This window comes from Roseiarcus sp., assembly GCF_049514155.1.
GTDB lineage: Bacteria > Pseudomonadota > Alphaproteobacteria > Rhizobiales > Beijerinckiaceae > Roseiarcus.
Genome location: NZ_JBEKVH010000063.1, coordinates 1 through 20,288 on the forward strand (window position 1 = coordinate 1; position 20,288 = coordinate 20,288).

Sequence of the window (20,288 nt, forward strand, 5' to 3'; positions counted from 1 at the left end):
CGGGGCTCGCAGCCTGCGCCTTGATGAGGTAGGCGGAGAAATCCGTGGTGCCCAGCGGCGTGAGTTCGTTGCCGGTCACCGTGCCGCCGAGCTTCGCCAGGTCAACCGCCGCCGCCTTCTGCAGCGTATGGCCGAAAGCGTAGTCGGGCGTGATGAAATGCCATTTCTTGCCGTACTGCTTGAACAGCAGGCTGCAAACCGAATTCGCCTCCATGGTGGTGGTGTTGCACACCCGGTAGACGTTCCATTTGCAGTCGGGGCCAGTGATCGAGTCGGTGTGGCCGCCCGAGACGATGTGAAGAATTTTCTTCTCATTGCTGACCTGGGCGATTGCTTGAGCGACGCCTGAGTTGACGTCGCCGATCAGGAAGGACACCTGATCGCGGTCGATCAACTTGCGCGCCTTTTGCACGCCGGTGCCGACGTCGTTGGCGGAATCCTCGACCAGCAGCTCGAGCGGGCGCCCGAGAACTCCGCCGGCGGCGTTGATCTGATCGACCGCGAGCTTGGCGCCGATCACTTCGTTTTGCGCCACCGCCGCGTAGACGCCGGTCAAAGGATCGATCATGCCGATCCGGATCGGCGTATCCGCGCGCGCCGCAATCACGAAGGGCGACGCTACGCCCAAGGCGCCGAGCCCGGCAGCGCCTTTGAGAACCGAACGGCGGTCGAATCGACGAGACGAATACGGCGTCGCCATGGACATTCCTCCCTCAACTTGTTGTTCGCGATTTTCGGCGCCGCCGTGGCGGCGCCTTCGCGTTGCCTGATATTGTGCATTCCCCCCATGTAAACGCAAGCGGCCCGACCATCGCGGCGGAGCGATTCTATCGCTCGATCTCCTGTTCTCTGCGGCCGCCAATCCACACGCCGGCGAGGTCGAGATCGTCGTCGAGATGAACGAGATCGGCGCGCGCGCCCGGCGCCAGCGCGCCGATGCGGCCTTCGAGGCCGAGCAATCGGGCTGGCGTCGAGGTCGCCATTCTCAGCGCTTCGGCGAGCGGCAGGCCGAGCGAATCGACGACGTAGCGCACGGCGTCAAGCAAAGTGACCACGCCGCCGGCGAGCGTGTCGAAGTCGTCGATCAGGCGCGACCCCTCGCGCCGCATGCGCCGCCCCTGCAGGGTGAAGACCGGCGGTCCGCCCGCCGCCGGCGGCATCGCGTCGGAGGTGAGCGCGATTCCCCCCGCCCCTTTGGCGTTGATCGCCGCGCGCAGCGCCGCCGGGTGGACATGATGGCCGTCGGCGATCAGGCCGCAGACGATCGTCGGATCGGCGAGCGCCGCTCCGACCAGACCGGGCGCTCGCGAGCCGAGCTGGCTCATCGCGTTGAAGAGATGCGTGACCGCGCGCGCGCCGGCGGCGAAGGCGGCGCGCGACTCCTCGGCGGTCGCCTCGGCGTGGCCGAGGCTGACGACGATTCCCGCCGCGGCGAGGCTGGCGATCAGCGCCGGATTGGCGGCCGCCGGCGCCAGCGTGACGACCATCGCGCCGGCCTTGGCGGCGACGAGCTGGTCGCGGTCGCGGTCTCGCATCGGACGGATGAATTCCGCCAGATGGACGCCCTTGCGGCGCGGATCGATGAACGGCCCCTCGACATGGACGCCGAGAACGCCCGGCGTCGCGCGCGTCGCCTCGCCCGCCGCCGCCAACGCCGCGACGAGCACGGCCGGCGAGTCGGTGATGACGGTCGGCACAATCGCCGTGACGCCGTAACGGCGAAACGCGGCGGCGATCGCCGCCAGCGCCTCGGGCGTCGGCGTCGCATTGAACAGCACGCCGCCGCCGCCGTTGACCTGCCAGTCGATCAGCCCCGGCGACAGCACGCCGCCGGAGAGATCGATCTGCTCGCCGCCGCGCGGCCGCGCGGCTGTCGACGCGACGGCGACGACCGCGCCGCCCTCGACGACGAGGGCGCAATCGTCGCGCATCGTCAGTCCGTCGAACAAGCGCGCGCCGAAGAAGACCCTTAATGGCCCGTCGCTCATCGCGCGACGCCTTGCAGCTGAGGCAGCGCGCCGCCGGCGACGAGGATCGCGCCGTCGGCGTCGTCGTAGAGCGGATCGCGCAGGACCGCGCGCGACGAGTCGGCGAGATAGGACGTAATCGCCGGGTGCATCCCGCCGACCAGCACGACGCGGGTCGCCCCGAGCCCGCGCGTCGCGGCGATCAGCGCGTCGATCGCCCGCGCCGCAGCCGCGACGATCGTCAGCGCCACCACGTCGCCGGCGGCGGCGCGCTCGAACACCAGCGGCATGAACGCGCCATAGCCCGCCGGCTTGGCGGTCAGCGCCCATTGCGTCGCCGTCAGCGGATCGCCGAAGCGGCGCATCACCTCCTCGGTCAACGAGGACGCCGGCCCGACGCCGTCATGGGCGCGCAGGGCGGCGCGGATCGCCTCGGCGCCGACGCGCGCGGTCGAGCCGTCGTCGCCGAGCAGGAAGCCGCGCCCGCCGATCACGGTCTCGCGTCCGCCGACGCGCGCGACCGCCGCCGAGCCGGTGCCGGCGATGACCAGCGCGCCGTCGCCGCCGCCATGGGCGCCGAGGCAACCGACGAGCGCGTCATTGGCGGCGCGCACGCTGGCGAAGGCGGCGTAGCGGGCCTCGACGCGCACAGCGTCGGCCGAGCTGGAAAGGCCCGCGAGGCCGAGGCCAAGCGCCAGTTCGGCGCGATCGGCGGCGCCGAAACCCGCCTTGGCGCAAACGGCGTCGATCTGCTTGTTGACGGCGGCGAGCGCGGCGTCGAAATCGACGTAGAGATTGCCGCCCGGTCCCTGCGCGTCGGCGAGCGCTCGCCCTCCGCCGTCGCGCAGTCGCGCGTGGCAGCGCGACGCGCCGCAATATGCGCCGATGGTGAGACGGCGACCCTGCCCCACGCCGATCCTCCCGAAAATCTCGCGAACCCGCTGACGCGGGATCCGCTTCGCCGGACAAGCTAACCACTTCGCCAAGCTGCGGCAAATGCTGAGCTTGGCCGAGCGCCTTCGTTCACGTGCCCGGCGCTCCTCACAATTTCCGCGCCGGCCTCTCTTGAGCCGCCTGCGCCAGCACGCGAGTCGAAGGACGAGGGCGGCTGTCCACGACGAAGGGCGATCCCCTCCTCGTTCGAGGCGCGCCGCTGACGCGGCGCTTCTCACGAAGAGGGGATCGGGTCGGCGCGTCCGGGAGGAAAATCGTTGGGCGACGGCGCCAAGAGCGCCAGCCGACGTCAACCGCCGTGATAGCCCTTCACGCCGACCGCCTGAGCGAGCGGGCTGCGGAAGTCCCGCCCGGCGGCGAGATTGTCGAGGGCGCGGCGGAAATCGTATTGCGGCCGCCAGCCGAGTTCCGTGACGGCGGCGTGATTGTCGTAGACGCGGTCGATCGACGGAAACATGCGCCAGCCGCTCTTGGCGTAGAGCGCCTCGTAATCGGGGAACAGGCGGCGCGCCGCCGCCGCGGCATCCTCTCTCAGCGCCGCCGCGTCGTCGCGCGTGAACGGCGTCGTCGCCGAGATAATGTAGCGCGCGAAGCCGAGCGCGGGCGCCTTCTCGAGCGCCAACAGATGGGCCGAGACGACGTCTTCGAGGTCGACTCGGCGGTAGAGCAGCTCATTGACCTGCGCGTTGGCGACGTCGTAGGCGGCGGCGACGTGCGGATCGTCGTCGGCCTCGGGGAAGAAGCGCGACGTACGCAGCACCACGGTCGGCACGCGGCGCCGGCGGCCATAGAGCTCGCACAGCGTCTCCGCCGCCTGTTTGGTCGCGCCGTAGATGTTCTTCGGGATCGGCGCCACGTCTTCGGTGATCCACGCCGCCGGCTCGCCGGCGCGCGGCGTCAGGGCCGAGCCGAACACGCTGGTGGTGCTGGTGTAGACGAAGGCCTCGACCCCGGCGTCGACCGCCGTCTCGAGCAGGACGAGCGTCCCGGCGGCGTTGGTGATGAGAAAGTCCTCGTCGGCGCGGGTCGAGACATGCGGCTTGTGCAGGTTGGCGCAGTGGACGACGACGCGCGCGCCCCTGAGGCTTTCGCCGACGAAGCCGCGATCGTTGATCGAACCGACGCGGTCGGTGAACGGCGAGGGCCTGAGATCGATTCCGAGCGCCGGCTGGCCCTGCGCGCGCAATGTCCGCATCAACGCTTCGCCGAGATGGCCGGCGCTTCCCGTCACGACAATCGTCATTTTACCTCGTCCTGGGTCCCGCCCCGCGCGCTTTGCCGGCGACTCCCTCGAAGGCGCCGGGCTGCAATTCGCAATACAGCAGACGCTGCGGATCGACCGGACCCGGCAACACGACCCGGCCCGGCGGGACGCGTTTGAAGCCGACGCGCGCGTAATAGGGCTCGTCGCCGACCAGAACGACCAGCTTGGCGCCGGCGGCGCGCGCCGCCTCCAGCGAGGCGGCGACCAGCGCCTCGCCGATGCCCTGGCTGCGGAAAACCGGCTCGACGATCAGCGGCCCAAGCAGGAGCGCCGGCGTCTCGCCGATGAGGATCGGCGTCATCGCGTTGGCGCCGACCAGCAGCGTGCCGACCCGGGCGACGAAACTCAAGCTTAGGTCGGCGGGGGCGGTCTCGCGCAGACGATAGGCGGTGCGGGCGAAACGCCCCGGTCCGAACACGCGCTCGTTCAGCCGGAGGATCGCCTCGGCGTCGGCCGGGCCCTCCGGTTCGATGACTAACGACACGTCGGCCATTTGCGCCTGTGCAAACTGAGGATGTCGGGCGGGTTTAGCACGCAGGCGGCGGCGGGCGGAAGGGCGCGCCAGCGCTCACCACTGCGGCGAAATGGGCGCGCCCTCAACAACTTCGGCCAACCGCGACCGTGTGCCGCGCGTCGTATCGGGCGGCAGCGCGTCGAGGGCGAAGAACCGCGCGGCGACGATCTCGCGGTCGGGGGCGCGTTCGCCGATCACCCGAAACCGCCTCACGACATAGACCGCGACATGGTCGCGCCGCGACACGCGGCGGTTGTGGAACAACCCGTGCAGGATCGGCGACCCTTCAACGACGACGTTGGCCTCCTCGGCGAGTTCGCGCGCCAGCGCCGCCTCGAAGGTCTCGCCGACTTCGACCCCGCCGCCCGGCAGATGCCAGCCGGGAACGTAGCCGTGCTTGACCAGCAGCGCCCGACCCCTTTCGTCGATGACGAGACCGCGGACCCCAAGAGTCATCGGTCGCGCCAACAGAAACCATAAATGGGCGAGGCGCGTCGCCAACCGCGCCGGGAGGCGCCAGGCCAGCGCCCGGCCTTGCTCTTGCATCGCTGAACGCCGCTCCCTAAGGGTCTCGTTCCCCGTCCGCCCCCGCGACTCCCGAGCGCGAGCCTAGCCAAACCTTCGCCGAGCCGCCAATGCGCGAAATCGCCCGCCGATGAGCTTCACCATCGCCCATCTCACCGACGTCCATCTCGGGCCTCTGGCGCGGCCGCGCCTCGACGAGATGCGCCTCAAGCGGTTCATGGGCTACGTCAACTGGAAGCGCGGGCGCGAACGGCTGAGCGACATGGCCACGCTCGCCCGTCTGGTCGCCGACATGCGCGCCCAGAAGCCCGACCATGTCGCGGTCACCGGCGATCTCGTCAACATCGCGCTGCTGTCGGAGTTTCGTCGCGCGGCGGAATGGATGCGGACGCTCGGCGAGCCTGCGGACGTATCCTTCACGCCAGGCAACCACGACGCCTATGTGCGCGACGCGATGCCCCAGCTCGCCGCAGCGTTCACGCCGTGGACGCAGGGCGACGGCGAATATGAGCGCGGCGAGGCGTTTCCGTTCGTGCGGGTGCGGGGCGACGTCGCGCTGATCGGCCTCAGCACGGCGACGCCGACCGGGCCGCTGATGGCGACCGGTCGACTTGGCGCGCGCCAGATCGAGGCGCTGGCGGCGATCCTGCAGGAAACCGGCGCCAAGGATCTGGCGCGCGTCATCCTCATCCACCACCCGCCGCTGTCGCGCGGCGGGGCGCCGTTGCGCGGCCTGACCGACGCGCGCGCCTTCGAGGCGACGGTCAGCCGTTTCGGCGCCGAGGCGGTCCTGCACGGCCACAGCCACAAGCGCATGTCCCATTTCCTCGTTTCGCCCGCTTCGCGCATCGAAGGGGGCCGCGTTCCGATCCTTGGGGCGCCGTCGGCCTCGTCAGCGTCCGCCGACTCGCGCCAGCGCGCCGCCTACCACCTCATCGACCTCGATCGAGCGGGCGATCACTGGCGACTGCGCGCGCGCGCGCGGGGGCTGCAACTCGGCGGCGGCGAGATCGGCGCACGCGAGGCGCCGGCGGTGTAGCGAGGCGCGAGGCGTTTGATCGACGCCCGGCAAAACTGGTAATCAGGCGCAATCCGCGCCGGCGTTGGCATGCGGCTGGGGAAAAGGCGATCGGCATGACCGTGAAATCGTTGCTCGATGTTTCGACCGAGGTCGCCGAGGCGCTCGCGGGCGCTCAGCCCGTCGTCGCGCTCGAATCGACGATCATCACCCACGGAATGCCTTATCCCGCCAATCTCGAGACGGCGTTGATGCTCGAGAGCGCCGTGCGCGGACAAGGCGCGACGCCGGCGACGGTCGCCGTCCTCAACGGCCGCTTCAAAGTTGGCCTTTCTCGCGACGAGTTGGAGCGGCTCGCGCGCCTCTCCGGCGGCGTGGTCAAGGCGTCGCGGCGCGATCTCGCCGCGGTCGCGGCGCGCCACGGCGCCGCTGGCACCACGGTGGCGGCGACGATGTATATTGCGGAGCTCGCCGGCATCGAGATTTTCGCCACCGGCGGCATCGGCGGCGTGCATCGCGGCGCGGAGGAGACGTTCGACATCTCGGCCGACCTCGTCGAGCTGGCGCGGACAAAGGTCGCGGTCGTCTGCGCCGGCGCCAAGTCGATCCTCGACATCGCCAAGACCCTCGAATATCTCGAATCGCACGGCGTCGCCGTCTGCGGCTTCCGCTGCGACGAATTCCCGGCTTTCTACGCCCGCTCGAGCGGCTTCAAGCTCGACCACCGTTGCGACGGCTTGCACGACCTTGCCCGCATCGTCAGGCTGCAGCGCGAAATCGGCCCCGGCGGGCTGCTGATCGCCAACCCGATTCCCGAGGACAAGGCGCTCGACGCCGAGGCGATCGAAGTGCGCATCGCCGAGGCGGTCGCCGAGGCGAAGGCCAACGGAATCGCCAAGAAGGAAGTGACGCCGTTCCTGCTCGGCCGCGTCGTCGAGCTGACCGACGGCCGCAGCCTCGAAGCCAACATGGCGCTGGTCGAGAACAACGCGATTCTGGCTGCGCAAGTCGCGGTCGAGCTGACGCGCCTGTGACCGAAGGCCGGCCGGCGGCAGCCGCGCCGCGCATTCTCGTCGTCGGCGACCTGATGATCGACACGATCGTCAAGCCCGAGGGGCCGCTCGCGCGCGGCTCCGACCGGCGGGCCGCAATCGTCGACCGACCCGGCGGATCGGCGGCCAATCAGGCGGCGTGGCTCGCCCATTTCGGCGCCGCGGTCGATTTCGTCGCCCGCGTCGGCGCCGCCGACCGCCGGCGCGAAGCCGCGCGGCTCACGCGCGCCGGCGTCGCGCCGCATCTCGTCGGCGACGCGCGGCGCGAGACCGGCCGGCTGATCGCGCTCATCGAGGCGAGCGGCGAGCGCAGTTTCCTCACCGATCGCGGCGCCAATCTCGCGCTTTGCGCGCGCGATTTTCCCGACGCTCTGGTCGAACGCGCGGCGATGATCCACCTCTCCGGCTACAGTTTCTTCGCGCCGGGCCCGCGCGAAGCGGCGATGAGCCTGATTGCGCGCGCCGGCGGTCGCCCGGTCGGCGTCGATCCCGCCTCGGCCGAATTCCTGCGCGAAGCCGGGCCCGACGCCTTCCTCGCCTGGACGCGCGGCGCGACGACGCTCTTCCCCAACGCGGAAGAAGCGTCCGTGCTCGCCGGAACCGACGATCCGCTAGCGCAGGGCGCGCGGCTCGCCGCGCATTATCCGCTCGTCGTCGTCAAGCGCGGCGCGGCGGGTTGCGAGGCCTTCGCCGGGGGCCAGCGTTGGCGCGTCGGCGCGCCGCCGGCCGAGGTCAAGGACAGCACCGGCGCCGGCGACGCCTTCGTCGCCGCGTTCCTCGTCGCCCACCTCGCCGGACGGCCGATCGAGCGCTGCCTCGCCGAGGGCGCCGCCGCCGGCGCCGTGGCGACCGAATTCATCGGCGGGCGGCCGGAGATCCGCCGGCCGCGCGGCTAGAGTTTGCACGTTTGCAAGGAATCAGGCTGGAATCTCCGGCGTCGCATCCCCAAATGCAACGCTCCCGATTCTCGCGAGACCAGTCGCCATGACCATCCGCCCCGTCAAACGCGTTAGCCAATCCCGTCCCACGCTGGAAGGCGCCGGCGTCAAGCTGAGGCGCGCCTTCGGCTTCGGCGACACGTCGGACTTCGACCCGTTCCTGATGATGGACGATTTCCGCAACGATCGGCCGAGCGACTATCTCGCCGGGTTTCCCTGGCATCCCCACCGCGGCATCGAGACGATCACCTATGTGCTGGCCGGCTCGGTCGCGCACGGCGACAGCCTCGGCAATTCCGGCGTGCTCGGCGCCGGCGACGTGCAATGGATGACCGCCGGCCGCGGCATCCTCCACCAGGAAATGCCGAAGGGCGACGCGGTCGGCCGCATGCACGGCTTCCAGCTGTGGGCCAACCTGCCCTCCAGCTTGAAGATGACGGCGCCGCGCTACCAGGACGTGCCGAGTGCGGCGATTCCCGAGGTCGTCGACGACGACGGCGTCTCGGTCAGGGTGATCTGCGGCGAGTTCTGGGGCCAAAAGGGGCCGATCGACGGCGTCGCCGCCGAACCGCGCTATCTCGACGTCCATGTCCCGCCGGGCAAGCGCAAGGTTCTGCCGGTCGAAACCTACCGCCAGGCCTTCGCCTATATCTTCCAAGGTTCGGCGACCTTCGCCGGCGCTTCGGCGCCGTTCGGCGCGCTGCGCGAGGAACTCGTCGGCGGCGAGGACGTGCTGGTGCGCGATGCGGTCGGCGATCGTTCGCTGGTCGTATTCGACTCCGGCGACGAGGTCGTCGTCCAGGCGGGCGAACAGGGCGTGCGTTTCCTGCTCGTCTCCGGCAAGCCGTTGCGCGAGCCGATCGCCTGGCACGGGCCGATCGTCATGAACACCCAGGCCGAGATCCGTCAGGCGCTCACCGACCTGCGCGACGGGTCGTTCATTCGCTGACCGACGCCCTATTTCGCCAGCGCGGCGCGATAGGCGGCGAGCGTCTTTTCGGTCATCTGCTCGAGCGAGAAATTCGCTTCGACATGGGCGCGTGCCCGCAGCGCGATGGCGTCGCGCGCCGTCGCGCCGAGCGTCAGCGCGCTCATCAGCGCGTCGGCCAGCGCCGGCGCGTCGCCCGACGGCACGCGCCAGCCGGTGCGCGCCTGCGCCGGCGTCTGCGGCGGCGCGAGAACGGTCTCCGGCGCGGCGCCGGAATCGGAAACGACGACCATCGCCCCCATCGCCTGCGCCTCGACCGCGCTGCGGCCGAACGCTTCCGGCGCGGTCGACGGCACGGCGACGACGCTGGCGGCGATGAGCGCGGCCGGCATGTCGTGGCAATGGCCGACGCGCGCGACCAAGCCTTCGAGGCCGGCGCGGCGGATGCGCGCGTCGAGATCGCGCGCGTAGGAATCGCGCCCCTGCGCGTCGCCCGCCAGCACGCAGCGCACGTCGGCGAGCCCGCGCTCCTTCAACAGTCGCGCCGCCTCGATCAGCACCCTCTGCCCTTTCCATTCGGTCAACCGCGCCGCCAGCAGCACCACCCGCTCGTGCGGCGCGACGCCCCAGGATTCGCGTAAGCGGGTCACGCGCGCGCGCTCGACCGTCGCCGGCGCGAAGCGCGCGAGGTCGGTTCCGCGGGGAATGACCAACAGACGACCGCGCGCGAACGGATAGAGACGCTCGATCGCGTCGGCGGTGAACTGCGAATTGGCGATGACGACGTCGCCGCGCGCCATCACCGAATTGTACCTGAGCTTCAGCGTCGAGCGGCCGCCATAGGCGCCGTGATAGGTGGTGACGAACGGTCGTCCGGCCTTGCGGCAGGCGCCGAGCGCCACCCAGGCCGGCGCGCGCGAACGGGCGTGGACGAGGTCGATCCCTTCTTCGGCGATCAGCCGCGCGAGGCGCGGCACGTTGAGCGCCATCGCCAACGGGTTCTTGGTCGCCGCCGGAAAGGGCGCGAGCACGCCGCCGACCGCCTGCAGCTCGCTGGCGAGCCGTCCGCCCTCGGAGGCGACCAGCGCGCGCGCGCCCGCCTGGACCAGAGCGGCGGCGACGTCGATGGCAGTGCGTTCGGCGCCGCCGGCGTCGAGGCGCGGAATGATCTGCAGAATCGTGCGACCGACGAGCGAAGCGCGCTCGGCGCGACCGAAGGGGGCGAGCGTCGCGGCGCTCACGCGCGCCGCCGCGCCAGAACGTCGCGCGCCGCGCGGTCGGAATTGACGGCCGCCGCCGCGTCGGCCATGCCGACCACGCCGATGTGAGCGAAACCCAGACGAATCATGGGGACGATTTGACCGTGATCCAGGACGAACCGCAATTCCTCGACGTCGGCGAAGGCGCGGCCCGCCGCCGTATCGCGTTTCGCCGCCGCGCGCCAGCGCGCGACGACCTGCCGGGCGTCGTCTGGCTTGCCGGCTTCGGCTCCGACATGGTCTCGACCAAGGCGAGCGCGCTCGACGCCCATTGCGCCGAGCGCGGCCAGGCGCTCCTGCGCTTCGACTATTCCGGCCACGGCGCCTCGGAGGGAAAGTTCGAGGACGGAACGGTTTCGCTGTGGCTCGAGGACGCGCTGACGGCGATCCGAACCGAAACCGCGGGGCGCTTGGCGCTCGCCGGCTCGTCGATGGGCGGCTATCTGGCGCTGCTCGTCGCCCGTGCGCTGGCCGAAGCGGGCGAAGCGTCGCGCCTCGCCGGGATGGTCCTCGTCGCGCCGGCGATCGACTTCACCGAGGCGCTGATGTGGGCGCGCGCCAGCGAAGCGGAGCGTCGCGAACTCCTTGAAAAAGGGGTGTGGCGGCGCCCGTCTGAATATTCCCATTCCGGCTACCGCATCACGCGGGCTTTGATCGAGGACGGCCGACGTCACTTGCTGTTCGGCGCGACCATTCGCAGCTATTGCCCAACCCGCGTCCTGCAGGGCATGGCCGACCTGGATGTCCCCTATCGTCACGCGCTGACGCTGGTCGAACACATGGCGGTCGATCCGGTGACGCTGACGCTGATCAAGGACGGCGACCATCGCCTGTCGCGGCCGCAGGATCTCGCGTTGATCCTCGAAGCGGTCGACGGTTTCGCCTGAGCGGCCTCACGCGCCTTCCGCGCCGAAGCGGTGCAGGTCGGCGCCGTTGACCCTCAGCCACGCCTCGGCGCGCTCGGTGTCGGGAAAGAGCCGGCGCGTCACCTTCCAGAACATCGGCGAGTGGTTCATGTGGACGATATGCGCGACCTCGTGCGCGGCGAGATAGTCGAGGATTTCTGGCGGCGCGAGGATCAGCCGCCAGGAGAAGTTGAGACTGCCGGTCGACGAACACGAGCCCCAGCGGCTCGCCGTGTCGCGCAAGGCGATGCGGCGCGGCGCGGCGCCGAGCCGCTTGGAATGGCGCGCCACCGCCGCCTCGAGGTCCTTGCGCGCCTCGCGTTTGAGAAAGTCGGCGACGCGGCGCGCGATGAACGGCTTTTCGCCGGTGACGCAGATGATCGGCCCGGCCGGTCCCGTCTCCGTCCACACCACGCCGCGCTCGCCGGGTCGATGCACGATCGTGTGGTCGACGCCGCGCAGCGGCGTCACTGCGGCGGCGGCGAATGCGACCGGTTGCGGCAGCCGCGCCAGCCGCGCGCCGATCCATGCCGCATTCCGCTCGGCGAATTCGCGCGCGGCGCGCAGCGAGCTTCGCTCGGGCATCGTCAACAGCACATCCCGGCTCGCGGCGCGCACCCTCAGCGTGAACCGTTGCGAGGTCGCGACCCGTTTCAAGGCGACGCGATAAACCTCCCCCGCGTGCGCGACATCGATGTGCGCGACCGGGCCGGGCGGCGTTCGGCGTTCAAACAGGCGCAGCATTGACCGATGCTACCCTAGCGACGCTTTGAGTCGCTAGGATTTTCACGCCTTCTGCCGGATCAGCGCAACCGGATGTCGGGCCGCGGCGCCGGCTTGAGCTGGATCGGCAGGCCGGCCGCCACGGCGACGACCGCGCCGCAGGCGGCGGCGGCCTGCAGGTTCAGCCGCCCCTGCCAGTCGCGGAAGGCGCGGCCGAGCGGGGTCGCCGGGACGACGCCCGCTCCGACCTCGTTGGCGATCAGAACCACAGGGCCGCCGAGATCGGACAAAACCTTCGTGAATTCCGATATTTGCGCTTCGATTTCGCGCCCGGCGAGCAAGAGGTTGCTGAGCCACAGGGTCAGGCAGTCGACCAAAACTACGCGCCCCGGCCGGGCTTCGGCGTGAAGCGCGGCGGCAAGCGCCAGCGGTTCCTCGCGGGTCCGCCAGCCCTCCCCCCGTTCGCGGCGATGCCGGGCGATGCGCTCCTCCATCTCGGCGTCGCCGGCCTCGGCGGTGGCGAGGTAGAGCCTTTCGCGGGCGGCGGCCTCGGCGAGCCCCAGCGCGTAGCGGCTCTTGCCCGAGCGAGCCGCGCCGATCACCAACACGGCGCGGCAGGAGACCGGCTCGAGCAGGTTGTCCATGTCGCCTCGATTTCACGCGCCGCGGCGCTTTTCAATCCGGGCCTTTACCGCGCCGCGGCGGTTTGCTCCAATCGCGGCGGCGACCCCGCCCCAGCTTAGCCCGAGGCCGCGATTGTCCGTATCCCTCGACCAGACCCTGCGCGACTGGCGCGATTTCTACGTCATGGGCGGCACGGCGGCGGCGACGCTGGTCGGCCTGATGTTCGTCTTCGCCTCGATCGGCGCGAGCCAGCTCGCCAGGCGGAATCTCGGGGCGATGCGCGCCTTCATTACGCCGACGGTCGTACATTTCGGCGCGGCGCTGTTCGTCTGCCTGGTGTCGATCATGCCGAGTCACAGCGAACGCAGTCTCGGCGGCGTGCTCGGCGTCGGCGCGCTGATCGGCGTCGCCTATTGCGGCCAAGTCCTCGTCCTCATCTTCCGCCGCTTCGCCGCCGGCCTAGCGTGGGAGGACCGGCTCTTCTATGCGCTGATCCCGTTCGTCGGCTATTTCCTGCTGCTCGCCTCGGCGCTGATCGAGCTGGACCGCCGCCCGGGCGACGCCAACATCCTCGCCGGCGTCGCGATCATCGCGCTGATCGTCGCTGGGCTGCGCAACGCGTGGGATATGACGGTGTGGATGACGACGAGCGGACAGACGACTGAGCCCCCGCGGACGGCCGAGGGCGGCTAGCCGCGACCGCGCGCTCCATATCCACAACCGAGCGAATTGCGTTAAATGCGCGCCTCACGATCCAGCGGACTCCCATGAACTCCCTTTTCGCCGGCCTCGGCGTCAGCGTTTTCGAGGTCATGTCGCGGCTGGCGCGCGAGCGCGACGCGGTCAATCTCGGCCAGGGCTTCCCCGACGATCCCGGTCCCGCCGACGTGCGCGCCAAGGCGGCCGAAGCGGTCGTCGACGGGTGGAACCAATATCCGCCGATGCTCGGCCTACCGGAGCTGCGCGCCGCCGTCGCCGCCCACTACCGGCGATTCCAGGGGCTCGAACTCGATCCCGAACGCGAAGTGATGGTGACCTCGGGCGCGACCGAGGCGATCGCCGGCGCGCTGTTGGCGCTGATCGAACCCGGCGACGAAGTCGTGCTGTTCCAGCCGATGTACGACGCCTATCTGCCGCTGGTTCGCCGCGCCGGCGGCGTGCCGAGATTCGTCACGCTGAAGCCGCCGCGCTGGACCTTCGACGCGGCCGATCTCGCCGCCGCCTTCACCGACCGCACGCGCGTCGTCCTGTTCAACAATCCGCTCAACCCGACCGGCGTCGTCTACGGTCGCGAATCGCTCGAAATCCTCGCCCGCGCCTGCGTGCGGCACGACGCCATCGCGCTCTGCGACGAGGTCTGGGAGCACGTGGTGTTCGACGGTCTCCGCCATACGCCGCTGATGGCGATGGAAGGGATGCGCGAGCGCACGGTCAAGATCGGCTCGGCCGGCAAGATCTTCTCGCTGACCGGCTGGAAGGTCGGCTTCGTCATGGCTGCGCCGGAGCTGCTGCGCGTCCTCGCCAAGGCGCACCAGTTCATCACTTTCACCACGCCGCCCAACCTCCAGACGGCTGTCGCCTACGGCTTGGCCAAGGACGATTCCTATTTCGCCGCGATGCGCGCCGGCTACCAGCGCAGCCGCGACCGCTTCGCCGCCGGCCTCGCGGCGCGCGGATTCTCGGTCCTGCCGAGCGCCGGCACCTATTTCCTCAACGTCGACCTGGCGCCGCTCGGCTGCGACGACGATGTCGCCTTCTGCCGCGATCTGGTCGAGCGGCGCGGCGTCGCGGCGATTCCGGTCTCGGCCTTCTACGGCGAGGCGCCGATCCGCTCCGTCGCGCGTTTCTGCTTCGCCAAGCGCGACGCGACGCTCGACGCCGCACTGGCTCGGCTCGAGGGCGTCGTCGGCGAGGCGCGCGCATGATGCTGGCTCGGCTCGCCCTGCTCGCCGCCGGCCTGTGGGCCTCCGCCGCCTTGGCTGAGAACGCTTCGCCGTTCGCGCCTCCGCCGCCGCCGCCGCCCAAGATCGTCCGCCTGCTCGCGCCGCCCGCCTTGCTCGATCTCGACGCGCTGCAGGCGTTCGAGGGAGAGAGCGGCTATCAGGTCGCTTACGACGCCTACGAGGGCGCGCTCGACCTCGCCGCGAAATGGCGCGACGGCCCCTACGACCTCGTCGTCCTCTCGGGCCCGGCGCTGGCGCGCGAGATCGCCGCCGGCGCGCTGACCCCTCTCGACAAGACGCGCCTCGCCAATGCGAAAGGCGTGCGGCCGGCGGCGCTCGCCAAGCTCGCCGCCTACGACCCGGCCGGCGTCTACGCCCTGCCGCTCGGCTGGTACGCGACCGGCCTCGTCTACGATTCCGACAAGGCCGTTCACCGCATCGGCGGCGCGCCCGCCTCGTGGAACGCGCTGTTCAACCCGGCCGAAGCGCGCAAAATGGCCGACTGCGGCGTCGTCCTGCCCGACGACCGCGACGCGCTGTTCGCCGCCGCCTGGCGGCTGCTGGGCGTCGATCCGGCGCGCGCGACCGCCGCCCAGGTCAAGAGCGCCGGCGCCCTGATCGATCGCAGCCGCAAGACAGCGCGCGCCTTTCCCGCCGCCGACGTGGCGAGCGCGCTGGCGAGCGGCGCCGCCTGCATCAGCGCCGGGGACGCCGGCGAAGCGGCGGCGGCGACAGCGCGCAGCCGCGAGGGCGGCGTCGGCGCCGACATCCGCTTCGCGCTGCCCAAAGAGGGCGGCGGGCTGGCGATGGAGGCCTACGCCATTCCGCGCGACGCGCCCCATGGCGAGCAGGCCCACGCCCTCCTCGACTTCCTGCTGCGCCCCGACTTCTCCCGCCGCGACGCCGACGCAGCGCGCCTCGTCGACCCCGAGGCCGCCGATCAGGACGACACGCTGAAGCGCCTGTCGCCGCAGGGCGCCTACGACCCTCGCGTCGCGCCGCTGGTGCAGGCGGAATGGGAGAGTCTCGTCACCGGCAAAGCTGAAGCATCGCCGCCGTCGGAATCGGGCGGACGAACGCCTACCCCGCGCGTAAAAGCCCAAAGTCCGAAGAGGCCGAGAAAGTTGCAATGAACGCCCACGCGCAACGCGCGATGACAGCGACCGAATGGGGCCTGCTGCTGCTGTTGTCGCTCATGTGGGGCGGTTCATTCTTTTTCATCGGAGTCGCCGTTAAAGCCTTACCGCCATTCACGATTGTCGCGGCGCGAGTGTCCATCGCCGCCGCGTTGTTATGGCTCGCCGCGCCGCTCACCGGCGTCTCGCCGGCGCGGCTGCGCGCGGCGGCGCCGGCGCTCGCCGCGCTGGCCTTGCTCAACAACGTCGCGCCGTTCTCGCTGCTGACCTGGAGCCAGACGCATCTCGCCAGCGGCCTCGTCTCGATTCTCAACGCGACGACCCCCGTCTTCACCGTCGTTGTCGCGCATCTCTGCACAATCGAGGAGAAGCTCGACCCGCGCCGCCTCGCCGGCGCGCTGGTCGGTCTCGCCGGCGTCGCGGCGATGATCGGCCCGGCGCTGCTCGGCGAGTTCGCCGACCATCTGGCCGCTGAGCTGGCGGCGCTGCTCGCGGCGCTTTCCTATGCGGCGGCGAGCGTCTTCGCGCGCCGCTTCCGCCGGCTCGGCCTGACGCCGATCGACGTCGCGACCGGCCAGGTCACCGCGTCGAGCCTCGTGCTTCTGCCGCTCGCGGCGCTGGTCGACGCTCCATGGCGGCTGCCGGCGCCAGGCGGCGCGACGATCGCCGCGATCGTCTCGCTTGGGGCGCTGTCGACCGCGCTCGCCTATGTCGTCTATTTCCGCATCCTCGCCGGCGCCGGCGCGACCAACGTCGTGCTGGTGACCCTGCTGGCGCCGGCCACCGCAATCCTGCTCGGCGCCGTCGTTCTCGGCGAAAGTCTCGCCGCCCGCGACTTCGTCGGCCTCGGCCTGATCGCGCTCGGCCTCGCCGTGATCGACGGCCGCTTGCCTCAGGCGGCGCGGGCGCGGCTGGCGGCGGCCGGACGCCGTTAACGGCGCGGGCGCGCGCGACTCCCCAACTGCCCGGGCGCGCGATAGGATCGCCGCTCAGGAGACGGGCATGGCGATTGAGCGCGACAATCCCGGCGACCTCGCTCGACGCGCCGCCGAACGGCGCGGACGGCGCCCCAACCCCAGACCGGACACGGATCAGTGGCGGCGCGAGTCCTACTGCCTGCCGCGCCCGCTGGCGCGCGCCAAGGCGCGCGAATTGTTCGAGCGCTACCCCAAAGCGGCCTACATGACGGAAATCGAGTTCTGGAGCGAGCGCGAGGACGGCCAGATCGAATTCGTCGTCCGCCGCCTGCCCAGCGCCGACTGAAAGCCGTCGCCGCAGCGCCGTTTCGACTTCGCGAGCCCGGTTACGTGGCGTCTATGGTTGCCGAATTGTGGCGACATTCAAGATAGTTCTAAACGTAAATAAATCATTTACCAACATCGTCTTGCGCTTTATGAGGCTATCCACCCCTATATGCCAGAATAAATGATGGTTATTGCGCTGCACTTCGAGCGTAAACGAGTTACACTCGCAACCCGATTACTTTCCCATTCTCGCCAGATTCCCGCCACATTCGCTCTCTGTGTTGTGATCTATCGGTCACAGACTTCCGAGGAGCGGAGGGCTATATTCTGACCATGGCCGGCGGGGTGGTGCGGAATTCCCTCCGTTATGGTTTGTAACGAGGAGATTGCGATGAAGAAGATTTTCTTGGCCGCGTTGATGGCCGGGGCAGCGTCGAGCGCTATGGCCGCCGACCTCCCGACCCGCAAGGCGCCCCCTGCGCCGCAGGTCTATGCGGCGCCGCCCGTGTTCAGTTGGACGGGCTTCTATGTCGGCGTGAACGGCGGTTGGGCCGGCGGCGCGGGCGGCGGCGACTTCGGCAGCCCGACCGGCGGCCTCGTCGGCGGCACGGTCGGCTACAATTACCAAGTCGGCCAGTTCGTCGCCGGTCTGGAGGGCGACTGGGATTGGGCCGACCTGAGCAAGAGCGGCGTCAACCTTCTCGGCCCCTATTCCAGCAAGATCGACTCGCTGGCGACTGCCAGGGCTCGGGTGGGCATCGCGGTGGATCGCGCGCTGCTGTTCGTGACCGGCGGCTACGCCGGGGCCGATATCGCGACCAACCTGCCGGGCGTGCCCTTTTCTTCGACCGACTGGCGCAGCGGCGGCGCGATCGGCGGCGGCATCGAGTATGCGTTCACCAACAACATCTCGGCCAAGGCCGAGTACATCTACGCTCCGCTCGGCGACAAGTCGATCTCCAGCGGCGGCGTTACGCAGAAGAGCGATGTCAACCTCTCGCTCGTCCGCGCCGGCCTGAATTACAAGTTCTGATCGGCTCGACCGTGCAAGCGGCAAAAGCCCGACGGGGAAACCCGCCGGGCTTTTTTGTTTCTGCGCCCTGCGCCGCAGTCGTCGGACTCGGAAGGGGCTCCTGATCGCGCGCGCCTCAGGAACAACGGCGCTCCTCGAACCGCGCAGCGCCTCGTCAATCCGGAGCGGCCGCCGACGACGAAGCACCTCGACCGAAGCCGGGACCGGATTTTGCTCAGCGAGGTCGAGCGGATTGCGATTTTGCTGTGACCCCCTCGATTTCCTCCAGATGAAGCTAGAGTCCGGCCCGAAGGAAGGACCGGACGATGAAGCGATCGAGGTTCACGGAAGAGCAGATCATTGCGGTTCTGCGGGAGTAGGAGGCGGGTCTTTCGACCGCCGAGGTCTGCCGCAAGCACGGGATCAGCACGGCGACGTTCTACGCCTGGAAGGCGAAGTTCGGCGGGATGGACGTGTCCGAGGCCAAGCGGCTCAAGCCGCTCGAGGACGAGAACGCCAGGCTGAAGCGCCTGTTGGCTGATGCGATGCTCGACAATGTCGCGCTGAAGGATCTGCTGGGAAAAAATTCTGACGCCCGCCGCCAAGCGCGAGGCTGTCGCTCATTTCGTAGCCGCCTACGAGATGAGCGAGCGCCGGGCGTGCCGCCTGATCCAGGCCGATCGCAAGACCGTGCGTTATCGATCGCGCCGGCCGCGAGACGACGCCCTGCGCGGCCGGCTGCGGGAGCTGGCGGCCGAGCAACGGCGGTTCGGCTATCGCCGGCTGCATGTTCTCCTGCGCGCCGAGGGCCTTGTCGTGAACAGGAAGAAGACGCAGCGGCTTTACCGGGAGGAAGGACTGACCGCGCGCAAGCGCAAGGGTCGCAAGCGGGCGACGGGCATGCGGGCGCCGATCCTGGTCGAGGCCCGGCCGAACGCCCGCTGGTCGGTCGACGTCGTCCACGACCAGCTTTCGAACGGTCGGCGCTTCCGCGTCCTCAACGTCATCGACGACGTCACCAAGGAGTGCTTGGCGGCGATCGCCGACACCTCGATCTCGGGCAGGAGAGTCGCGCGCGAACTCGACGCGGTCGTCGCCTGGCGCGGCAAACCAGACCTGATCGTCTCCGACCATGGGACCGAGTTCACTTCCAACGCGATGCTCGCCTGAGCCCAGGGCAGCCGGGTCAATTGGCATTTCATTGCGCCCGGCAAGCCGATGCAGAACGGCATCTGCGAGGCGTTCAACGGCCGCATGCGCGACGAACTGCTCAACGAGACGGTCTTCTACGACCTCGACCACGCCCGCGCGGCGCTGGCGCGATCGACCGCCGCCTACAACCACCGGCGCCCCCACTCGGCGCTCGGCTATCTCACCCCCGCGGCTTTCGCGGCAACCTTCACCGCAACGGGCGATCGGCTGCGCAACCCGAGCCAGCTTCGCCGATCGCCCGTTGCTCCGTCGGCGCTCCTGCGCCAATCTCAACCCGAGACTCTGGCCCAGCCTGAATGAACGTCAGGGGTCACAGCAGACCCCCACTTCACCGAGGACGCCTGACCACAACGTGTCGTCGAGATCGGTAATCAGCCCTTTCTTGGGTTCACGCCCGCATATCAGTTCCGCCAAGAGCTCGCCGACATTGGAAGCATGGACAGTCTTGTAAGGGAACCATTGCGTAACCTCGGTTCGGAAGTCGAATCTCTTGCCCAGTGGCGAGGTTTCGTCGAGACGCTGGCCGCTGACCACCGATACGCGGCCGCCAATCGAAATCTCCTCCGCGAAAGATGCGAGATTTCGGCGAAGAGCCAATTCGAAAACGCTGCTCTGTTGCGCCCCGGTGTAAAAGAGCGGAGGAAGCGGCAGCGTCGGCAGGCAAATACAAGTGGGAAGCGCCGAGGGAAGTCCTTTCAGGGCGCGCGTCAGTCGTTCGAGGCTGTGGTCCACTGATTTCACGATGTCCGGCAGCTTCTCGACCTGCCAGCCGCCCAGGGTTCGCAGTCCCAGCCGCGAATCGAGATCCGCCCATTCGATCACGACGGCGAGCGAATCGTGCTCACCGGCCGCAGCCGTTCCAAGTTTCCGACCAGGTCGCCAAACAAGCCCGATTGCAATTCGACTCGGCGGTCCGGGCAAAGATTGCGCAGATGCGCGGCAAGAAAGGTTTCCAGATGAAGAGGCGTGAAACCGCAAGCCAGAAAGACTCTGAGCAGACGCGCATTCTCCGCGATGGGCGTCTTGAGACGTTCAAGCGCGTCAATCAGAGCCATCGGCGACCCGTCCCC

At 69.6% G+C, this 20,288-nt stretch carries 22 protein-coding genes and 1 pseudogene; 12 read left to right on the forward strand and 11 right to left on the reverse strand.

The window, feature by feature from the left end; translation table 11 throughout:
- From ABSF49_RS10900 to ABSF49_RS10925, 6 genes are all read right to left on the reverse strand, one after another.
- The coding region (locus ABSF49_RS10900) for an ABC transporter substrate-binding protein (RefSeq protein ID WP_424112679.1) at positions 1-700 on the reverse strand (700 nt) is incomplete at its 3' end.
- Between the two features lie 127 nt (positions 701-827).
- The gene (nagA, locus tag ABSF49_RS10905) at positions 828-1,988 is read right to left on the reverse strand and encodes an N-acetylglucosamine-6-phosphate deacetylase (protein WP_424112680.1); all 1,161 of its coding nucleotides are present in this window, start codon (positions 1,986-1,988) and stop codon (positions 828-830) included.
- Positions 1,985-2,878: a glucosamine kinase nucleotide-binding domain-containing protein gene (locus ABSF49_RS10910; RefSeq protein WP_424112681.1), complete on the reverse strand. Its 894-nt coding sequence runs from the start codon at positions 2,876-2,878 to the stop codon at positions 1,985-1,987. The genes nagA and ABSF49_RS10910 overlap by 4 nt, the downstream gene beginning before the upstream one ends.
- Before the next feature lie 332 nt (positions 2,879-3,210).
- Positions 3,211-4,164 carry an NAD-dependent epimerase/dehydratase family protein gene (locus ABSF49_RS10915; protein ID WP_424112682.1) on the reverse strand — a complete coding sequence of 318 codons (954 nt, stop codon included), beginning with the start codon at positions 4,162-4,164 and terminating at the stop codon, positions 3,211-3,213.
- 1 nt (position 4,165) lies between these two features.
- Positions 4,166-4,678: a GNAT family N-acetyltransferase gene (locus ABSF49_RS10920; RefSeq protein WP_424112683.1), complete on the reverse strand. Its 513-nt coding sequence runs from the start codon at positions 4,676-4,678 to the stop codon at positions 4,166-4,168.
- A gap of 75 nt (positions 4,679-4,753) precedes the next feature.
- Complete coding sequence (locus ABSF49_RS10925) at positions 4,754-5,155, reverse strand: NUDIX domain-containing protein (RefSeq protein WP_424112684.1); 402 nt, start codon at positions 5,153-5,155, stop codon at positions 4,754-4,756.
- 199 nt (positions 5,156-5,354) lie between these two features.
- On the opposite strand from ABSF49_RS10925, the gene ABSF49_RS10930 reads away from it, so the two are divergent.
- From ABSF49_RS10930 to ABSF49_RS10945, 4 genes are all read left to right on the forward strand, one after another.
- On the forward strand, positions 5,355-6,263 hold the full coding sequence (locus ABSF49_RS10930; protein WP_424112685.1) for a metallophosphoesterase family protein: 909 nt from the start codon (positions 5,355-5,357) through the stop codon (positions 6,261-6,263).
- A 95-nt stretch (positions 6,264-6,358) separates the two neighbouring features.
- Positions 6,359-7,276 (forward strand): pseudouridine-5'-phosphate glycosidase, encoded by a 918-nt coding sequence (locus ABSF49_RS10935; RefSeq protein ID WP_424112686.1) that lies wholly within the window; start codon positions 6,359-6,361, stop codon positions 7,274-7,276.
- Complete coding sequence (locus ABSF49_RS10940) at positions 7,273-8,190, forward strand: carbohydrate kinase family protein (protein WP_424112687.1); 918 nt, start codon at positions 7,273-7,275, stop codon at positions 8,188-8,190. The genes ABSF49_RS10935 and ABSF49_RS10940 overlap by 4 nt, the downstream gene beginning before the upstream one ends.
- Before the next feature lie 88 nt (positions 8,191-8,278).
- On the forward strand, positions 8,279-9,181 hold the full coding sequence (locus tag ABSF49_RS10945; RefSeq protein ID WP_424112688.1) for a pirin family protein: 903 nt from the start codon (positions 8,279-8,281) through the stop codon (positions 9,179-9,181).
- Between the two features lie 8 nt (positions 9,182-9,189).
- On the opposite strand, the gene ABSF49_RS10950 is transcribed toward ABSF49_RS10945, so the two are convergent.
- Entirely contained in the window at positions 9,190-10,401 is a 1,212-nt protein-coding gene (locus tag ABSF49_RS10950; RefSeq protein ID WP_424112689.1) for a glycosyltransferase family 4 protein, read from the reverse strand.
- Between the two features lie 125 nt (positions 10,402-10,526).
- Between ABSF49_RS10950 and ABSF49_RS10955 the strand changes: the two genes are divergently transcribed.
- Positions 10,527-11,306 (forward strand): alpha/beta hydrolase, encoded by a 780-nt coding sequence (locus ABSF49_RS10955; RefSeq protein ID WP_424112699.1) that lies wholly within the window; start codon positions 10,527-10,529, stop codon positions 11,304-11,306.
- 6 nt (positions 11,307-11,312) lie between these two features.
- On the opposite strand, the gene ABSF49_RS10960 is transcribed toward ABSF49_RS10955, so the two are convergent.
- Both ABSF49_RS10960 and cobU read right to left on the reverse strand, forming a co-directional pair.
- Entirely contained in the window at positions 11,313-12,068 is a 756-nt protein-coding gene (locus ABSF49_RS10960; RefSeq protein WP_424112690.1) for a M48 family metallopeptidase, read from the reverse strand.
- A gap of 59 nt (positions 12,069-12,127) precedes the next feature.
- Positions 12,128-12,691 carry a bifunctional adenosylcobinamide kinase/adenosylcobinamide-phosphate guanylyltransferase gene (gene cobU / locus ABSF49_RS10965; RefSeq protein WP_424112691.1) on the reverse strand — a complete coding sequence of 188 codons (564 nt, stop codon included), beginning with the start codon at positions 12,689-12,691 and terminating at the stop codon, positions 12,128-12,130.
- A 112-nt stretch (positions 12,692-12,803) separates the two neighbouring features.
- Between cobU and ABSF49_RS10970 the strand changes: the two genes are divergently transcribed.
- The 7 genes and pseudogenes from ABSF49_RS10970 (at position 12,804) to ABSF49_RS11000 (ending at position 19,518) form a co-directional block, all read left to right on the forward strand.
- Positions 12,804-13,364: a hypothetical protein gene (locus ABSF49_RS10970; RefSeq protein WP_424112692.1), complete on the forward strand. Its 561-nt coding sequence runs from the start codon at positions 12,804-12,806 to the stop codon at positions 13,362-13,364.
- A gap of 74 nt (positions 13,365-13,438) precedes the next feature.
- The gene (locus ABSF49_RS10975) at positions 13,439-14,596 is read left to right on the forward strand and encodes an aminotransferase (RefSeq protein WP_424112693.1); all 1,158 of its coding nucleotides are present in this window, start codon (positions 13,439-13,441) and stop codon (positions 14,594-14,596) included.
- On the forward strand, positions 14,593-15,747 hold the full coding sequence (locus ABSF49_RS10980) for an extracellular solute-binding protein (protein WP_424112694.1): 1,155 nt from the start codon (positions 14,593-14,595) through the stop codon (positions 15,745-15,747). Before ABSF49_RS10975 ends, ABSF49_RS10980 begins: the two co-directional genes overlap by 4 nt.
- Before the next feature lie 20 nt (positions 15,748-15,767).
- Complete coding sequence (locus tag ABSF49_RS10985; RefSeq protein ID WP_424112700.1) at positions 15,768-16,685, forward strand: DMT family transporter; 918 nt, start codon at positions 15,768-15,770, stop codon at positions 16,683-16,685.
- A gap of 67 nt (positions 16,686-16,752) precedes the next feature.
- Positions 16,753-17,013 (forward strand): hypothetical protein, encoded by a 261-nt coding sequence (locus ABSF49_RS10990; RefSeq protein ID WP_424112695.1) that lies wholly within the window; start codon positions 16,753-16,755, stop codon positions 17,011-17,013.
- Positions 17,014-17,385: 372 nt separating this feature from the next.
- Positions 17,386-18,027, forward strand: a complete 642-nt coding sequence (locus ABSF49_RS10995; RefSeq protein WP_424112696.1) for an outer membrane protein — start codon at positions 17,386-17,388, stop codon at positions 18,025-18,027.
- Between the two features lie 305 nt (positions 18,028-18,332).
- Positions 18,333-19,518 (forward strand): annotated as a pseudogene (locus tag ABSF49_RS11000) (IS3 family transposase).
- Positions 19,519-19,521: 3 nt separating this feature from the next.
- Here ABSF49_RS11000 and ABSF49_RS11005 read toward each other — a convergent pair.
- Both ABSF49_RS11005 and ABSF49_RS11010 read right to left on the reverse strand, forming a co-directional pair.
- Positions 19,522-20,040 carry a hypothetical protein gene (locus ABSF49_RS11005; protein WP_424112697.1) on the reverse strand — a complete coding sequence of 173 codons (519 nt, stop codon included), beginning with the start codon at positions 20,038-20,040 and terminating at the stop codon, positions 19,522-19,524.
- Positions 20,037-20,288, reverse strand: a 252-nt coding sequence (locus ABSF49_RS11010) for a hypothetical protein (protein ID WP_424112698.1), incomplete at its 5' end; no start/stop codon positions are given. The genes ABSF49_RS11010 and ABSF49_RS11005, both read right to left, overlap by 4 nt.

What these genes read in the sequence shown, in the direction of transcription:
- nagA (WP_424112680.1), bottom strand. Translation starts at nt 1,988, where the DNA reads ATGAGCGACGGGCCATTAAGGGTCTTCTTCGGCGCGCGCTTGTTCGAC.
- ABSF49_RS10915 (WP_424112682.1), bottom strand. Translation starts at nt 4,164, where the DNA reads ATGACGATTGTCGTGACGGGAAGCGCCGGCCATCTCGGCGAAGCGTTG.
- ABSF49_RS10920 (WP_424112683.1), bottom strand. Translation starts at nt 4,678, where the DNA reads ATGGCCGACGTGTCGTTAGTCATCGAACCGGAGGGCCCGGCCGACGCC.
- ABSF49_RS10925 (WP_424112684.1), bottom strand. Translation starts at nt 5,155, where the DNA reads ATGACTCTTGGGGTCCGCGGTCTCGTCATCGACGAAAGGGGTCGGGCG.
- ABSF49_RS10930 (WP_424112685.1), top strand. Translation starts at nt 5,355, where the DNA reads ATGAGCTTCACCATCGCCCATCTCACCGACGTCCATCTCGGGCCTCTG.
- ABSF49_RS10935 (WP_424112686.1), top strand. Translation starts at nt 6,359, where the DNA reads ATGACCGTGAAATCGTTGCTCGATGTTTCGACCGAGGTCGCCGAGGCG.
- ABSF49_RS10945 (WP_424112688.1), top strand. Translation starts at nt 8,279, where the DNA reads ATGACCATCCGCCCCGTCAAACGCGTTAGCCAATCCCGTCCCACGCTG.
- ABSF49_RS10960 (WP_424112690.1), bottom strand. Translation starts at nt 12,068, where the DNA reads ATGCTGCGCCTGTTTGAACGCCGAACGCCGCCCGGCCCGGTCGCGCAC.
- cobU (WP_424112691.1), bottom strand. Translation starts at nt 12,691, where the DNA reads ATGGACAACCTGCTCGAGCCGGTCTCCTGCCGCGCCGTGTTGGTGATC.
- ABSF49_RS10975 (WP_424112693.1), top strand. Translation starts at nt 13,439, where the DNA reads ATGAACTCCCTTTTCGCCGGCCTCGGCGTCAGCGTTTTCGAGGTCATG.
- ABSF49_RS10980 (WP_424112694.1), top strand. Translation starts at nt 14,593, where the DNA reads ATGATGCTGGCTCGGCTCGCCCTGCTCGCCGCCGGCCTGTGGGCCTCC.
- ABSF49_RS10985 (WP_424112700.1), top strand. Translation starts at nt 15,768, where the DNA reads ATGACAGCGACCGAATGGGGCCTGCTGCTGCTGTTGTCGCTCATGTGG.
- ABSF49_RS10990 (WP_424112695.1), top strand. Translation starts at nt 16,753, where the DNA reads ATGGCGATTGAGCGCGACAATCCCGGCGACCTCGCTCGACGCGCCGCC.
- ABSF49_RS10995 (WP_424112696.1), top strand. Translation starts at nt 17,386, where the DNA reads ATGAAGAAGATTTTCTTGGCCGCGTTGATGGCCGGGGCAGCGTCGAGC.